The organism is Paenibacillus illinoisensis NBRC 15959, assembly GCF_004000925.1.
Classification (GTDB): Bacteria; Bacillota; Bacilli; order Paenibacillales; family Paenibacillaceae; genus Paenibacillus; species Paenibacillus illinoisensis.
This window is the reverse complement of the sequence record NZ_BIME01000012.1, coordinates 83,289-99,925: the sequence shown is the minus strand read 5'-3', so window position 1 is coordinate 99,925 and position 16,637 is coordinate 83,289. Positions and strand designations below refer to the sequence as shown.

Annotated in this window: 15 protein-coding genes; 2 read left to right on the top strand and 13 right to left on the bottom strand. The window is 47.2% G+C overall.

Features of this window, described 5'->3' with window-relative positions; translation table 11 throughout:
- Nucleotides 1–129: 129 nt before the first annotated feature.
- From PIL01S_RS24160 to PIL01S_RS24125, 8 genes are all read right to left on the bottom strand, one after another.
- On the bottom strand, nucleotides 130–3,012 hold the full coding sequence (locus tag PIL01S_RS24160; RefSeq protein ID WP_127539805.1) for a glycoside hydrolase family 2 protein: 2,883 nt from the start codon (nucleotides 3,010–3,012) through the stop codon (nucleotides 130–132).
- Between the two features lie 188 nt (nucleotides 3,013–3,200).
- Nucleotides 3,201–4,790 (bottom strand): response regulator transcription factor, encoded by a 1,590-nt coding sequence (locus tag PIL01S_RS24155; RefSeq protein WP_127539803.1) that lies wholly within the window; start codon nucleotides 4,788–4,790, stop codon nucleotides 3,201–3,203.
- On the bottom strand, nucleotides 4,783–6,573 hold the full coding sequence (locus PIL01S_RS24150; RefSeq protein ID WP_127539801.1) for a sensor histidine kinase: 1,791 nt from the start codon (nucleotides 6,571–6,573) through the stop codon (nucleotides 4,783–4,785). The genes PIL01S_RS24155 and PIL01S_RS24150 overlap by 8 nt, the downstream gene beginning before the upstream one ends.
- 305 nt (nucleotides 6,574–6,878) lie before the next feature.
- Nucleotides 6,879–7,301, bottom strand: coding sequence for an OsmC family protein (locus tag PIL01S_RS24145; RefSeq protein WP_076311998.1), 423 nt, complete (start codon nucleotides 7,299–7,301; stop codon nucleotides 6,879–6,881).
- Nucleotides 7,302–7,501: 200 nt separating this feature from the next.
- Nucleotides 7,502–8,248 carry an amino acid ABC transporter ATP-binding protein gene (locus PIL01S_RS24140; RefSeq protein WP_095292344.1) on the bottom strand — a complete coding sequence of 249 codons (747 nt, stop codon included), beginning with the start codon at nucleotides 8,246–8,248 and terminating at the stop codon, nucleotides 7,502–7,504.
- Nucleotides 8,249–8,264: 16 nt separating this feature from the next.
- A complete protein-coding gene (locus PIL01S_RS24135; protein ID WP_127539799.1) occupies nucleotides 8,265–8,909 on the bottom strand; it encodes an amino acid ABC transporter permease in 645 nt (214 codons plus the stop codon).
- A gap of 31 nt (nucleotides 8,910–8,940) precedes the next feature.
- Nucleotides 8,941–9,768: a substrate-binding periplasmic protein gene (locus PIL01S_RS24130; protein ID WP_127539938.1), complete on the bottom strand. Its 828-nt coding sequence runs from the start codon at nucleotides 9,766–9,768 to the stop codon at nucleotides 8,941–8,943.
- Between the two features lie 132 nt (nucleotides 9,769–9,900).
- A complete protein-coding gene (locus tag PIL01S_RS24125; protein ID WP_127539797.1) occupies nucleotides 9,901–10,533 on the bottom strand; it encodes a TetR/AcrR family transcriptional regulator in 633 nt (210 codons plus the stop codon).
- 241 nt (nucleotides 10,534–10,774) lie between these two features.
- Between PIL01S_RS24125 and PIL01S_RS24120 the strand changes: the two genes are divergently transcribed.
- On the top strand, nucleotides 10,775–11,563 hold the full coding sequence (locus PIL01S_RS24120; RefSeq protein ID WP_246058548.1) for an undecaprenyl-diphosphate phosphatase: 789 nt from the start codon (nucleotides 10,775–10,777) through the stop codon (nucleotides 11,561–11,563).
- 71 nt (nucleotides 11,564–11,634) lie between these two features.
- Here PIL01S_RS24120 and PIL01S_RS24115 read toward each other — a convergent pair whose 3' ends face one another.
- The 5 genes from PIL01S_RS24115 to PIL01S_RS24100 all read right to left on the bottom strand — a co-directional run bounded on the left by PIL01S_RS24115 (nucleotide 11,635) and on the right by PIL01S_RS24100 (nucleotide 14,875).
- Nucleotides 11,635–11,961, bottom strand: coding sequence for a thioredoxin family protein (locus PIL01S_RS24115; protein ID WP_095292336.1), 327 nt, complete (start codon nucleotides 11,959–11,961; stop codon nucleotides 11,635–11,637).
- An 85-nt stretch (nucleotides 11,962–12,046) separates the two neighbouring features.
- Nucleotides 12,047–12,955, bottom strand: a complete 909-nt coding sequence (locus tag PIL01S_RS24110) for an aldo/keto reductase (protein ID WP_127539791.1) — start codon at nucleotides 12,953–12,955, stop codon at nucleotides 12,047–12,049.
- Between the two features lie 149 nt (nucleotides 12,956–13,104).
- Nucleotides 13,105–13,272, bottom strand: a complete 168-nt coding sequence (locus tag PIL01S_RS29605) for a hypothetical protein (protein ID WP_153980001.1) — start codon at nucleotides 13,270–13,272, stop codon at nucleotides 13,105–13,107.
- Nucleotides 13,273–13,477: 205 nt separating this feature from the next.
- Nucleotides 13,478–14,221, bottom strand: coding sequence for a 2,3-diphosphoglycerate-dependent phosphoglycerate mutase (gpmA, locus tag PIL01S_RS24105; RefSeq protein WP_127539789.1), 744 nt, complete (start codon nucleotides 14,219–14,221; stop codon nucleotides 13,478–13,480).
- Nucleotides 14,222–14,290: 69 nt separating this feature from the next.
- On the bottom strand, nucleotides 14,291–14,875 hold the full coding sequence (locus PIL01S_RS24100; RefSeq protein ID WP_127539787.1) for a DUF420 domain-containing protein: 585 nt from the start codon (nucleotides 14,873–14,875) through the stop codon (nucleotides 14,291–14,293).
- A gap of 373 nt (nucleotides 14,876–15,248) precedes the next feature.
- Here PIL01S_RS24100 and PIL01S_RS24095 point away from each other — a divergent pair, with 373 nt between their 5' ends.
- Nucleotides 15,249–16,439, top strand: a complete 1,191-nt coding sequence (locus PIL01S_RS24095; RefSeq protein WP_127539785.1) for a cation:proton antiporter — start codon at nucleotides 15,249–15,251, stop codon at nucleotides 16,437–16,439.
- Nucleotides 16,440–16,637: the final 198 nt, after the last annotated feature.

Here is a 16,637-nt window from a genome sequence, read left to right as displayed (position 1 = left end):
TTTCATCTACAATTTACGCCATAAAAAGGTAGAGATAATCTAAAATGCTAATTTTCGAAAACGTTTTATAGAAATCGTTTACCTTCACTTTTAGAGATTAGAAAAAGGACCTGGTTCAGGTCCTCGTAATCATAATGTGAACTGAATGGTCTGCAGCTTGACGATGCCCAGCAATTCAGCCGCCGATATCGTGGCAACAGGATCGAATTGATCTCCCAACAAGTACGCGACCATCTCCTGAAACAGGAAGGCAGCTTCAGGACGCTTCATCATGGAAACATTGGCAAACGGCAAAGACGATACTAGCAGTTTCCCCCGCCCCACTCTGGCCTCAAAAGCATATGCCAATCGTTTCGCTCTGTGAAAATGATCAATTACTTCAAGAGATGGACGTACTCCATGTAACGAATCAAGGCATATCGCAGGAGTACCATTCACCAGGTGGTACCAATGCCAATCCGAAGCCTGATCATGCGGGAAACGGCCCAGCAAAGGTACCTTTTCCTGCAAATTCATTCCCATTGTTGCTCCAGACTGTGTTGCAAACATGAGATAATTCCAGAATACAGGCAGATACTTGGTCTCTACAGCATCATATAGTTCATTCGGTTTAACCTGAAGCCAGACATTGCCACCATTCATCAGATAATCAAGTACATTAGGCGTAAGTGAAGAGATGATCACCAAGTCCATTTGACCTTGGCTAATCAAGTCTTTCCCGTCCAGAGGGTCCGCCTGGCGATGATAGGAATCCGGTAAAAATGGTTGCAGCTCACCCACGCAATTCCAGATCCGATGAGATCGGTTGTGAGGATGATAGTGAGGAAACGACCAACCGTACCAGACATTGGCCGCAACAATTTCCGAATGGCCTGATCTGATCTCAGCTTCAATGACAAAGGCAGCAGCCCCATGCTTAGGTGCCTGTATGGTTAGACGCCCAAGCGAAACAACAGAGCCGCAGCTAATATCTCCATGTGCCCACTCACCCTCATCCTCAATGATATTATTACGGATTAGCTTCCAATGGATTGAGGCATCGGCAATCGGCTTCTCTCCATAATGAGATATGCTGGCTTCAATATGGACAGGTTCCCCAGCATAGTAGGTCCGCTGTCTACTACCCAGCAAGAGCACAATGCTTTCGTTAAACTGCTTGAATACTGCTGGTTCCACTATCCCCTTGCTCTCCCAGAACACGTCCAGAACTCCCGTGGTCGCATGTCCCTGTCCAGGAAAGTCACGGATATCAAGCAGTTGTATTCCCGCTGCATCTGGTGTGCGGCGAACTCGCTCCATTGCTTCCTTTAACGACCGCAGCAGATGTATGCCACTTGCGTGCTGAAAATCTTCCACATCATCTGCCAGGCTTCTGCGTGCAATGGACTCTTCAATGGACTCCAACCAGCTTGGGCGCAGGACGCCTGTGTACTTCTCTCGCTCCTGAGGGCGTACATACATGGTAAACTGTGCATGTTCATGCCCAACGACCGGATTATTCGTAAGCCGGGTGACATCATGGTAATCCAGCGTGGTGTCCGGTACAGCAGACAGCTCGGATTCCAGTGGAGGATGCCAGTTCAATGACTGAATATAAAAGTCTGCATTTCGGCCTTGAGCCGGCAGCTGACCAAAGCCCGTATTATCCGTATATAACCGTGTGGGGTCAAGCGAACGAGCGAGTTCTACCAAATCATTCAATTCAGGATGTCCGTTAGGACCAATCAGTTCATTACCCAACGAAAACATGACAAAGGAAGGATGTGTGTGCAAGGAATGTAATAATCCTTTTAATTCCCGGGTTAAAAATAGCATGATCTCTGCCGGTGCCTTCACGTCACGATTCTCAAACCACCGTGACCAATGCGGAAGTTCAGCCTGAACAAGCATGCCTTCTTCATCTGCAGCCTCCCAGAACGGCCGAGGTGCACTCCAGCCATGCAGACGTACATGATTGAATCCGTAAGACTTTGCCGTACGGAACTGCTGTACATAATGCTGCTTGTCCCAGACCGGATAACCCGTTAACGGAAAAATGCAACAATCCACGTATCCGCGCAAAAATACTGGCACACTGTTTAACTCAAGCCTTTTTCCATTCGCTCTGAAGGAACGCATGCCGAATATCCGTTCCACTCGATCCAGCTCTCGTCCCTCATCTTGCAAGGAGACAACGACCTGATATAACCTCGGAGATCTATCCGACCACAGAGCAATGTCCTTCTCCTGGCCCAGGTCCAGATCCCACTGCTCCGTGCCATAGCTTCCTTCGAATTGTTGGTCCTCATTCGGAAGAGACATCGAAGCGATGGTGCGGCTCTGCCTCGAAAGCCAGCTTCCATCAGGGTGCCTAATATCCACATGAAGTTGACATGTGCTGGATTTGGTAGACTCGCTAGCGCTTACATCATACCGGATCGTTACGATCCCGTTCTTGGCGCCAGGCTCGACATACAATTGCTTGATCCGGGAAGACGGTAGCCGATCCAGATAGGCACCGCCTGTAATTCCGCCCCACGCTGTAGCCGTGTGGATGGAATGAATATGACTTCCGGCCAAAGGCAGCTTCATCGTATTATCCACACGAAATTTCAGCTGGTTTTGCTCTCCCGAATGGAGTAGGGATGTAATGTCCCATTCCTGCGCCACAAGCAGACTGTCACGCTGCCCGGCATGATGTCCATTTACCCAGAGATCTGTTGTCCATCTGACTCCCTCAAGTCTCAATACATATTCGCAGTCTGGCTCTGACACTGGAAGATCGACTATCGTCGAGTACCAGGCAGCACCCTCGTATTCACGTATTTTGGTCCATGTATCCATCCTGAGATAATCCGGCTCATTTCCATACCCCTGCTCTTCCCAGGAACCTGGAACCTGAATCGTTCCCCATATGGATTCATCAGAAAGTGGCGGTCTCCCGCCATTGGCAGGGTCTGTTTCGAGACAGAACTTCCAGGTCCCCTTCAGGTCAAACGTATGGCGAACAGCTTGTATATCCGATGGTTTCATCTGATGGTCTCCTTGTCTGGAATTAGATACATCCAGTTTAAGACGTACATATGGAAGACTCCATTGCTTATATAAGGAAGACGATGGACTAAATCATGATGCAAATGAAGACATGAGCATTTTCGAAAACGTTTTATATCTTAAGAAAAGAAAATTAACATATAAAAAGCAAAGCTATTTTGCCTGCACTATACGCCGTCAGGCTCTTCAGGCTGATCTTTAGATTGGGATCTGGCATGTTTGTACGCCGAAGGAGACTCTCCCACATACTTCTTGAATTTACCGTGAAAATAATCCACATTGGCATACCCGACTCTTGCGGCAACCTGATGTACCTTTAACCCTTCATCAAGCAGTTCTTTCGCTTTTTCCATACGAACCTTGTCCAGGAATGCGTTGAAATACTCTCCTGTGTGGTTCTTGAACAGCTTACCCAGATAACTGCTGTTATAGTTGAACACCTCGGCAAGAACCTCCAGCTTGAGATTCTCTCCAGGATTACGCCGAATAAAATCGATCATTTGTTTTAGCGCCGTATCTTTACTGCCACCGCCCATACGTTGAATAAGACGGCTTAGATGGCCTTCTGCCATCGCCTTCAGATCAGATACCGTTAATTGATGATATACTTCGTTGATCAGGACAGAATGTTCCTGCATGATTGACTGCATATGCTGGTTCGAGGCAGCCAGCTTGTTGATAGCCATGGAGAATACCTGAGAGAACGCTGTTTTGATGGCCTGCTCTGTCCGGTGGTAAGGAACAATTCGCTCCTCGATCTCACCCAGCACCCGAATTACAGATTCCATGCTGCGTATGTCGAGCGCATAATACAGCTTGTCTGCCAGTTCCGATTCTTCAGGCTCAGCGCTTTCATCTTCGCCGATCATGGAAGCAGCCGTTCCTTCAGCAGCAAGCTCTTCATTCCACAACATAATCCGTTGTTCGGTGAATAGAAAACGTTCTGCCAGCAGTCCGTTAGCCTGTTTATAGGATCTGACAATCTCGGAAGTGGTATTGGCCGGTTCGCCTGCTGCTCCGTACATCGTAATGTTCCATTCTCCGAGCAGCCGCTTCAGCTCATCATATAGATGCTCGGCAGATGAAGCCGATGTGATTGGATCCTTGCACAGCAAGGCAAGACCCGAATGATAAGAGAAGACGATTCCCCGATCCTTTTGATCAAAGGCCTCTGCCAGTTTGCGTTTAACTACACCTCCACGCTGCACATCAGGTGCGGTATGCATCTCTAACAGGACAACCTGATATTGCGGCCACTTCAATCCAAGGGCATCCTCTTCGATGGGACCGACGCCTTCCAGATTATCAAATAGAAGGGCCTCGATCTGATGCTCCCGATATGCCGTATCTTCACCAGCATGACGTGCCAGTGCCTCCTGCTCACGTGTAAGCACTGCAGCAATACGCTGAAGCTCACCAATGATCTCCTCTTCATCCACAGGCTTGAGCAAGTACCCATCCACACCGAAGCTGATTGCTTTCTTGGCATAATCAAAATCGGCATACCCACTCAGAATGAGAAAATGTGATCCAGGATGCTGTTTCCGCACCTCTTCGATTACGTCCAGTCCAGTCATGCCCGGCATACGGATATCGATAATGGTCAGATCAGGTTTAAGCTCATCAAATCGAGTAATGGCCTCCCGTCCACTGGCTGCGGTAGCAATCACCTCAAATCCATACTCTGCCCAATCTATGATCGTTGTCAGTCCCTCGCGTATGCTCGGTTCATCATCCACCAAAAATACTTTATACATGCTGTTCCCCTCCTGAAGGTAAGTCAAAAGCAATCTCTGTTCCTTCTCCGTACACACTCGTAATCTGTAATCCGTACGGTTCACCGTATGTCAGCGTTAACCGTTGATGCACGTTGCGCAGCCCAATCCGGCTCTTCTCTTGCTCCTCCGGTCCACGGATAAATTGCATCACCTCTGCAAGACGCTCCGGTGTAATACCGGCCCCATCATCATTGACGCGAACCTGTACCACATCATTGACCAGACGAATATCTACATTGACATGGACCGTTCCCTCTTTATTCTCCAATCCATGCACAATGGCGTTCTCCACCAGAGGTTGAACGATCAAAGGCGGAATGTATATTTTCTCTGCTCCGGGATCGATATGAATCTGAAAGGCAAGCCGATCCCCGTAGCGGAATTTCTGTATCTCTAGGTAGGAGCTTACCATCTCAAGCTCAGCCTGGAAGGTCGTTTTGCCACTCCCGATTTCAAGACTCTTGCGCATCAGTTTGCCGAGCAGTCTGACGATATTCGCAATCTCGGCCTCCCCTTTGATATGAGCTTTCATGCGAATGGACTCCAGCGCGTTAAACAAAAAGTGAGGATTAATCTGACTTGCCATCATTTTCAGTTTAATCTCTTTCTGTGCGATTTCCAATTGGTTGTTCTGCTCGGTCGTTTCAACGACCTGAGTCATTAGTTCGTTTATGCTTTTGACCATGTAATTGAATTGTCTCGATAATTGTCCAATTTCATCGTCCCCGTCGATTCTCGACGTCACATTTAGATCCCCAAGGGCCAGCTTGTTCAGATGCTTGCTAAGACGAAGCAGCCTGTTCGAAGTAAGGAATGAAATAATATATACAAGTAAGAGTGCAATGATTAAGACAAGGGAAATAAAGAGCATGCCGATCAGACTGATCGTATTGGCATCCTTGACGATATCTTTGGTCTCGAAGACGGAGATCACCTTCAAGCTGTTCATACTCGACACAGGGCGCAGCTCATCGATAACAATATTGGACGGCTCTCCCTGAAAATCAGCTTCCAGTGTTCCCTTGGCCTGATTCTGTAAATCGACGCCAAAATCCAGCTCGTCCAGCGTTTTGCCCACCAGATCCGTATTTTTGGCAGCCACAACATAACCCTGCTCATCCGCAATCAGCGTTTCAAAGGGTTCTTGTCGAAGCAACTCGTTGAGCTCATCCTGATTGATTTCAATCAGCAGTACTCCCTCGGTGCGATATTCAGGAAAAGGCACTTTGCGCACCAGGCTGAGTTTGTGAACTGGATTATCTTCCTTGTCCGGAATGTAGAACCATCCCGTGTTCGTCGATAAAAGCGCTTTTTGATACCAATAGCTTTGCTTTGTCTGCTCGTTCAACGGGATAAACTCCAGATTATTGATCAGGGTGGGGTTATCGGAATAAAAACGAATGCCTGCCACCTCACGGTATTGTCGCTTGTATTCCTGAAAATCCTTATAGGCCAAATAAGCAGAAGTCAATTCCATTACGCTGGAATAGCGCTTGTTCACAATCTCCTTCAGTTCGTTGTTGAACATCAGAATATCGGAAATATCCGTCGGCACACGCAGCAATGTGGCTGTCTGGCTCTTGATCTTGTCCACGTTGTTGATTGTCTGCCCGATCGCATTATCCAGTGCCTGCTGCCGGAAATATCCGGTCACGGCAAGACCAATGATCAGAACCGGAATCATGACGACAAGTACATAGGAAATCAGCAGTTTATGCTTCAATTTGAGATTGTTCGATACACGTATAAACCTTCTTAACATATCTGCACCTTCCATTGTCCATATAAGCGCTTACATATAAATAGCAAGATCCATTGGTTCCTGCATTTCCACTTATCATACCATACAAGCCGTATAAGCTCTTAAATTTCCAGGTTTGTGATCTCGGCAATTATTCCTTAGATTAGCATACATTCCTGCTCAATTGCAGTGACCAAATGATGTATTTGCCATACAAAAACAATAAAAAGGCCGCCATGGGTATGGCGGCCGGGCTTGCAGATATGCTGAATCGCAAACAGATGGCGATATAAACGCAAGACCCTTTTGCTGAAGCAATTGATCAATTAAGGACGGGGTGTCTCTACCCCATTCAGAATCAGTTTAGGATGAATATCCGCGCTCAATGAAGCCGATACAGCGCAGTATTTTTCTTCAGCCATTTGGATGGCTTTCCAGATACGATAATCCGGGATATCTCCGTCAACTTTGAAGATCAGATCAATGGATGTAAAACCTTTGGGCATTCCTTCACTGCGTGTACCCTGAGCTTCAATCTCAATTCCGGTGATTTTGTCCAGGAAGGCATCCAAAATCATCGTAATATCGATTCCCATGCATCCTCCAAGACCTGCAAGCAACAGTTCCATCGGTGTAGCACCCTTGCTGTCGCCACCATAAGCAGCCGTGGCATCCATGCCTACAGCATAGCCAGAGGGTCCTTCGGAAGTAAACGCGCGTTTGCCTTTCCATACGGTTGTTACATTCATGATGTTATCCTTCTTTCTTAGAATAGTTTACGTTCTGCAGATATCCGTTCCAGGTACGGCTCGTTCTTCCGATCGCTGTTGTCTCCAGATGTTTTTGATTTATACTCACAAAGGATAACATTCGGTGACAAAGGCGAACGCTACGCTTCTTCAGAATCGATTCCGTCCCTTTCACTCAGTCTGCTTATCTCTGAGAATTCTCAGAATTCAGTAATTTGCTGTAAAAATCTTCGTGTTCGTTCCTGTTCCGGATGTTCAAAAAATGCCTGTGGACTGGCTTCTTCCACAATCGAACCGTCTGCCATAAATACGATCTTATTGGCCACATTCCGGGCAAACTTCAATTCATGCGTGACCACCAGCATCGTCATGCCTTCCTGTGCCAGCTCCTTCATGACCGACAGAACCTCGCCTACAAGTTCGGGGTCCAGGGCCGAAGTCGGCTCATCGAACAGCATCACTTTCGGTTCCATGGCAAGTGCACGAGCAATCGCAACCCGCTGCTGTTGTCCACCTGACAAGCGGGATGGATAAGCATCCTGCTTGTCCGACAGTCCTACACGATCCAGCAGAATGCGGCCGCGTTCAGCCGCTTCGTCGCGCTTGATTTTCTTCACTGTCACGAGGCCTTCCATCACATTTCCCAGTACTGTTTTGTGAGGGTACAGGTTGAATTGCTGAAACACCATACCAGTCTGACGGCGGATCTCAAGCACTCGTGAGCGCTGAACTCGCAGCGGATCATTGCTGTCTACGATAATGCCGTTCACTTCGATCTTTCCGCCGGACAGTTCTTCTAGTCCATTCAGACAGCGAAGCAGCGTGCTTTTACCGGAACCACTCGGTCCCAGCAAGACTACGATATCTTTTTCATTCACGTGCAGGTCAATATTCGTAAGTACTTCATGATTTCCAAAATGTTTCTTCAGTCCAGTTGTTGTAATCATCGGTTCTCTCCCTCCATCAGTAAGCCCGGGCCAACCGGCGCTCCACTTGTTCCAGAATGGCCGAGAAGCCGATACTCATAATCCAGTACATCACACCGATGGCCAGATAAAACGGCATATTAACATAATACTGTGCCACCAGCAGCTGTGCTGATCGAAGCAGCTCCGTTACTCCGATGGTTGCCACAAGTGACGTTTCTTTCAGCATACCAATAAAGGTATTCCCCATCGGTGGGATGGCAATGCGGACAGCCTGAGGAAACACGATCCGCTTCATGGTTTGGAAAGGTGTCATTCCCGTTGCGTAGGCCGCCTCTGTCTGGCCTTTCGGTACGGACTGAATGGCACCCCGGAATGTCTCAGACAGGAATGCACCTGCATTCAAGCTCAACCCCAGACATGCAGCTGTGAGAGACCCCAAGGTTACGCCGTAATCGACCAATCCGAAATAAATAACGAATAATTGCACCAGCAGCGGAGTCCCTCGCATGATCGATACGTAGAATCTAGCGATTAACCGGAGCCACATTGGACCCTTAAGACGAGCAATGGCAACGAGCACTCCGATGATAAACGCAAAAAACATGGATATTACAGTTAAATACAGTGTGTAGTATGCCCCCTTCAAAAAGAAGGGGATATTCTGATATACCAGTTCCATGGTTTAAACTTCCCTTCGCCTTGCAGTTTCATTATTGCGCAGGCTCTTCACCAAACCATTTTTTGAAAATGGTATTGTACGTGCCATCATCCTTCATGCCTTGGAGAGCATCATTAAGTGCAGCAACAAGTTCCGGATTGTTTTTACGAACGGCGATGCCGGCTTGGTCACTCTTAATCGCTTCACCTACGGCTTTGATATCAAATCCATTGGCATCCACAATAGGTTTCAGTGCATACAGGTTGTTGATTGTAGCATCAATCCGTCCAGCATTCAGATCTTTCAGCGAAGAAATGACATCGTCATAGGTCTTAATAGTGAAGTCTCCCACTTTCGGCAGCACTTCATTACGCAGATATGTTTCATCATTCGTGCCCAAACCTACACCAATCGTTTTTCCTTTGAAATCTTCGAGTTTGGTAATATCGTTATTATCACTTTTCACAATGATTTTGACTTGGTTTGTGATATATCCTCCACTGAAATCGAGCGCCTGTTTCCGTTCATCAGTGATCGTCATTTGGCTGACAATAGCATCAATTTTTTTGGATTGTAGACTTGGAATCAGGCCAGAGAACTCCTGGGATACAAATTCAACTTCAACCCCAAGGCGCTTGGCGACCTCACGTGCAATATCTGCATCAAAGCCGTCCATTTCCTTCTTATCATTCAAGAAGTTATAGGGTGCATAGGTACCCATCATACCCACTTTCATGGTGCCCGCTGACTTGATCTGTTCCAGTTCATTACTTGCTTGTGCTCCATTACTGCTGCCATTGTCGGTTGTTTTGCTTCCGCATGCACTGACAACCAGTACTACCATAAGTAGAATTGCCGTCAGCATCCAACCTTTGCGCATCTTTCTGCCGTTACTTGGTGTTCCATTATTCATCATGTTAACTTCCTCTCATTCATGTGGTTAATAGTTGTATCCATTATTCCCTGCTTCTGTCTCAATCATGTAAAAAAAGCCCTCGGTACAGGCACATCATCACGTGCCCAGCAAACCGTAAAATTCAAAGCTGGATGCTTCCGCAGCGAGCGATTCAGCTGTCTTAGCCGATATGCCCTCATGCAGCTCCGCAGAGCCAAACAGCCAGCGGGAGATCATGCCTTCGATCATGCTCACCAGTAGAGCAGCCCGTACAGGCACATCCATCGAAGGTGGCAGCATGCCAAGTTCAATGGCACGTTCCATGTTATGGCGGAATGCTGACTCCACAGCACCGCGTGTCTCCTCAACCAGACGACGTACCGATTCTTCGGTCACGATACCTTTCAGCAGCAGCTCCATAAAGTAACGGTTATCTGCGGCAAAAGAGAACAAGCTGATAAACAATCGCTCTGACGCTTTAACCATATCCTCAACCGATCCTGCATCCTTGCGATAACCCTGACCGATAGCTTCAAGCAGTTTCTCTCTGCCTGTTAACACAATCTCTTCAGCGATGGCTTCCTTACTCTTGAAATGCCAATAAAACGTCCCTTGAGCTACACCAGCTTCACGAACAATATCCGATATCTTGGTCTGGTGATACCCATGAGTCGCAAATCGCTGCATCGCAATACGTATAATCTGATCCCGGCGTTCTTCTCCGGGTTCCTTATCATTTACTTTGGACATTTCAATACCCTCCCGATTGATCAGTCAGTCAGTTAACTATATCCTATGGGATAACTAGGTTTTTGTCAATATGGTTTTAAACAATCAATTCAATGCATAAGTTGAAGTTGGACACGTTTCTGATCATAATAGATGATAGCCTTGTTCTGCTGAACAAGCATTGTCAGTCAAGCAGAGCAGACCACCTTCTGCATCTGCATTTCAAGGAGGAAGAGCATTGGACATTTTATCATCCATTATTATGGGCATCATCGAAGGTTTGACTGAGTTTTTGCCCGTGTCCTCAACCGGACACATGATTCTGACCGCCCACTTGCTGGGATTATCGGAGGACAACGAGTCAGTCAAAACGTTTGAAGTGGTTGTTCAGCTCGGTGCTGTACTTGCTGTCGTTGTACTCTACTGGAACAAATTCATTGATATGTTCCGCTTCACCGGAGGCAAAAGGAGCTACTCCCAACGTCTGAACCTTGTACATATCTTTCTCGCGATGGTACCGGCTGTAGTCATTGGACTTGTTTTCCGCGACTGGATCAAGGCACATCTATTTGGGCCAGAGACCGTATTGTACAGTTTGGTCATCGGTGGGATCTTGATGATTGTAGCTGAGCGCTGGAGCCACCGCAGTCAGCGTATCACAACACATGATGTGGACGATATTACGTATACACAGGCATTTGTCGTGGGACTTTTTCAGATTTTGGCATTGTGGCCAGGTTTCTCACGTTCCGGTTCAACGATCTCTGGTGGATTGTTCGCAGGGGTAAGCCGCGTTGCTGCTGCTGAATTTACCTTCCTGGTGTCCGTTCCCATCATGATTGGAGCCACAGGATACGACCTCTACAAAAGCATCGATCACCTGAACGGTAGCGACTTCCCTATCTTTGCGATTGGATTCATCGCTGCATTTATCGTAGCCATGCTTGCCATTAAGACATTCTTGTCCATTTTGAAAAAACTCAGCCTGACCGTCTTTGCGATCTATCGCTTTGTGCTGGCAGCTGTATTCTTTTTCATTTTGATGATGTAGTTACAGTTAAAAATAATTTTAAAAAGGCGACACGCGTTCCTACCGGAACCGGTGTCGCCTTTTTCATATCCTTATACTTTGGATTCCAGCGTCTCCAGGTACTCGGAGATTTGTGTAGGCGTTTTTGCCCATTTACTGTGCAGGTGGGCAATCTTCTTGCCGTTCTGGAACACGAGCAAACTTGGAATGCCGCGTACCGCATTTTCTTCAGCGAGCGGTTGGAATTCCTCCGCATCCATTGCATAGAAGGTTTTGTCCGAGTGCTGATCGATGACTGCACCAATAAAACGGTCGAGGTTTTTGCAGTCCGGGCACCAGTTTGTATCGAATTTGATGACGGTCAGCCCGTCTGAATTAATGGTATCACGGTATTGCTGTTCACTTTGAATTCTTTCCATATGTCTTCTCTCCCTTGTACAATTCTTAATGGTTGACCTCTATTGTACCTCTAATAGTTACAATTGCAATAGGCTGACTGGATATTCAACGGTGCTGCTTGTACTGATTGGCCGGATAATGCTCCCTTATTTCTTGAATTTCCGCATCCGTAAGGGGTGCAGATGCCGAAGCCTCAATATTGTGGAGCAGCTGTGTTCGGGAGCTTGCTCCCGGGACGACGGCAGCTACCGCCGGATGGGACAAGGCGTATCGAATGGCAGTTTGCGCCATGCTCCGTTCGTCAGTAACGAGGCGGCTCAAGCCTTCACGAATGGCAAGCAGCTGATCCGGCGTATAATCCAGATAACCCTTCTCTACCTTGGAAGCACCGGAATCCGCGAGTACTCCGCTGGCAACAGGTCCGCGGGCAATGACGCTAATCCCTTTTTGTTCAAGCAAAGGCAGTACTTCCTCTTCTGCACGGCGATCCACGACGCTATATTGATTCATAACACTGGCAATGGATGATCTTCTTACATACTCCCGAATGACATTAGGGCGTATGGACGATATGCCATAATACCGAATCAGCCCTTCCTGCTTCAGCTCCTCGAAGGCTTCAATCGTTTCTTCAATTGGATCATCCAATGTACCGCCATGCAGCTGATACAGGTCAATGTAATCTGTTTGGAGTCGTCTGAGGCTGTCATGGACAGCTTGCTTGATATACGCTTTGGACGGATCCCATGACCAGCCCTCTTTCCCTGGCAATCGGCGGTTGCCCACCTTCGTTGCCAAGATTACCTGCTCACGGCGACCCTGAATTGCTTTTCCCACAATTTCCTCATTACGTCCTGCATCATACAGGTCAGCTGTATCGAGCAGATTGACGCCGCGGTCCAGTGCCTCATGAATCAGATTTACAGCGGGCTCCACTTCGGTTCCGAGTGACATGCAGCCCAGTCCAATTTCACCGACGTACAGTTCAGATGAGCCCAGTCGATTTTTCTTCATGCCTACATCCCCTTTCATACGTTCTGCAAGTATCCATTGTATCATTCTTCCTGGCAAAAATCGCATCCGAAGATGCGATGGGATTAAACAAAGAAAAGCCCGGAACCTGAAGGGCTCCGGGCCTCGCTAGTATATTCACATCGGTGAGTCTAATTGATGTCTACTCGCTGTACTTTTTTGCTTCCATTTGAAGAATTTGAGCCTTTCATCATGCCGGAAACCGTTGAAAACAGTTTATCTCTGGCCTGCTTGTTCCTCATCAGATAGGTTACGCCTGCACCAATAGCCGTCATTATAATTCCGCTTTTTTTAGACATGTGTTTCTCCTCCTTAAGGGATTGATGTACATCGTGTCTTGCTTGAAATTTACCCTATGTGAGGAAAACGAAACGGCTATGTCACGCCAGTCATATCTCCTGGAGACGATGCAGAAAAGCTCCTGAGTCAGCAGCCAAATTGACATCATAAAAAAATGACCCCTAAACATTAGGAGTCACCTTGATTAGCTCTTTGACTTTGAGATCAATCCGACGGCGGTGCAACATGGGTCATTTCTTCATGTTTGTACGTCGAACCATCTGCAGTCAGGTAGAAGTGTCCGATGGGATGCAAATTCTCATCCAGCTCGTAAACAAGGGGGACGCCGGTAGGAATGTTGAGAGCCATGACATCAGCTTCCGACATCTCATCCAAATGCATCACCAGTGAACGAAGAGTATTCCCGTGCGCAGAGATCAATACCCTTTTCCCGGCTGACACCATGGGTTTGATCTCGCTGTTCCAGTACTCCAGCACCCGCTTGGACGTATCCATCAAGTTCTCGGTACGGGGGATGGTACAACCCAGACGCTTGTACTTGTCCACATCCTGCACATAACGATCATCCGTCTCATCCAGCGGCGGCGGAGATACGTTAACAGAACGTCTCCACTCCATAACCTGGTCTTCTCCGTATTTGACTGCAGTCTGCTGTTTATTCAAACCCTGCAGAGCACCGTAATGACGTTCATTAAGCTTCCATGTCTTCGTGATCGGAATCCACATCCGGTCCATCTCATCAAGCGCAATGTCCAGCGTTCGAATGGAACGTTTAAGTACCGAAGCATAAGCATAGTCAAAATCAAAACCCTGTTCCTTTAAGATTTTGCCAGCTTTGCGGGCTTCACCATATCCGTCCTTGGTCAGGTCTACATCAGTCCAGCCTGTAAATCGGTTCTCTACATTCCACATACTCTGTCCATGACGAATTAATACCACTCTGTACATTGCCGTACCTCCTTCCTCGAAATCATTACCCGCATGTGCTGCGAGATATGCCTCAGAAAATGAACTACATTAATAGTATGGAGCCATCATCAGGTAAACGACTACCCCTGTGGAACTAACATACAGCCAGATCGGCATCGTCCAGCGTGCAATTTTGCGGTGTTTCTTCAATTGGTTTGTCCAGCCCCACACGAGAGTGAACAAAGCCAGCGGCACAATAATGGCTGCAAGAACACTGTGAGTAATCAGAATAAAGAAATAGATGGAGCGAACAATGCCTTCCCCGCCGTATTTGGACGTTTCCGGAGAGAGATAGTGGAACGACAAATACGTGACAAGAAACAGCAATGTTGTTGTGAACGCAGCAAGAATAAATCGTTTATGGAGCTTCACGTTCTTTTTGATGATAGCAATCAGCGCGGCAAGCAGGAAAATGAAAGTGAAACTGTTAAATACGGCGTTGAACCGCGGCAGCACCGTGATATCAAAGGCCACATCCCCCTTGTATCCGATCGAAGGTGCGAAGAACAACAATAAAATAATGACATTGGCAAGAATGGAAATGGTAATAATGATACCTGCAAAATTTTTATTACTTGTCGGGGTGGCCGGATTGGATTGAATATTCGAATCCCCTTTGTTATGTTTGCCCAAAGCAAAATCCTCCTCATATGCTAACTTCTATGTTCTATGTCATTATATCTCGCGGCCTGCCCCCTGTTAAGTGACAACACTCTGAACAAAAAGCGTACCATACCCACATAAAATGCCCTTAACAGTTTGTTTTCATCCGAATATCGGCAGTCACCGGTTTACCCAAAACAGAGTTTATGGTATAATTAATGCAATTAATCACATACGCGTTCAAAACCGGAGGAGCCTGTCACCAAGGGCCCCTCTTTGTCTTTTTCAGGCATGCAGAGGCAGTTTTCCAAGCCTTATCTGCATGCCTTTTTGTATGCTGGGCTTGGAATGAAACGCCTCTGGACAGGTAACCTTATTAACGCGAATAAGAGAGGAGCTCACTATGGAATTTGTTTTGGTTCTTGCCATCATTCTGATCTTCACCAAAATAGCCGGAGACCTATCCGTTAGATTAGGACAGCCTTCTGTACTGGGTAAACTGATCGTAGGCGTAATTCTTGGACCTGCGCTGTTAGGTTGGGTTCAGCCTACGGATTTCATTCATCACATGTCTGAAATTGGTGTACTGTTACTGATGTTTATTGCAGGCTTGGAAACGGATTTGGAGCAATTGAAGAAAAATTGGAAGTCGGCCTTCGCCGTAGCGGTTGGGGGCGTGATCTTGCCTTTTATCGGCGGATATGGATCGGCTATTGCCTTTGGCATGACTCAGGCACATGCGTTGTTCTTCGGACTTCTGTTCTGTGCAACATCTGTCAGTATCTCCGTACAAACGTTAAAAGATATGAATCAACTCAGTTCACGTGAGGGGACTACCATCTTGGGTGCAGCCGTTGTGGACGACGTGCTGGTCGTTGTTCTGCTGGCAGTAATGATGAGCTTGCTCGGAGCTGGTGCAGGTGATGTCTCGATCGGCCTGCTTATCGGTAAGAAGGTACTCTTCTTCGTTATCATCGCCTTTGCCGGCTGGTGGCTTGTTCCACGGATTATGAAATGGATGGCCCCTTTACGGGTAACAGAAACCGTCATTACTGCCGGACTGATCATCTGCTTTGGCTTTTCCTATTTCGCCGAATGGATGGGCGTGGCAGGAATCATCGGGGCCTTCGCCGCAGGGATTGCGATTTCTCAGACCAACTTCAAACATGAAGTCGAGACGAAACTTGAGCCCATCGCATACAGTATTTTCGTGCCTGTGTTCTTCGTGAGCATCGGACTAAATGTTACCTTTGACGGGGTTGGTTCACAGATCCTGCTCATCGTAGTCATTAGTCTGATTGCGATTATAACCAAATGGATTGGTGGGGGAGTCGGGGCACGGCTTACAGGCTTTGATCGCTCATCATCCATGGCCATCGGTGCAGGGATGATATCCAGAGGCGAGGTTGCACTGATTATTGCTTCAACCGGACTCACTTCTGGCTTGCTCGACCCCGAGTATTTCACCAGCGTGGTCATCATGGTTATCGTAACTACACTTGTTACCCCACCTTTGCTCAAATTAACTTTTGCTCGCAAAAAGGGTGAAACTCGTGTTGAACAAGGGATTGAGGACGCTCATTTAAATGGTTAGTCCCTTTAACGAATGAATCGGAGCACAGTAGAACTTTGGAATGACTATCTTTTACAATATTGAATATTGAAAAAGTCCGGTTCCTGACGTTATACTTGTCCTTAGTTAAGAAATTTAGGCCGTGAAGCACACGCCGCTTTGACACATTTCCAACCTTTGATTCAAAAAGGTTGAAAATGTTCAGAGCGGCTTTTTGCA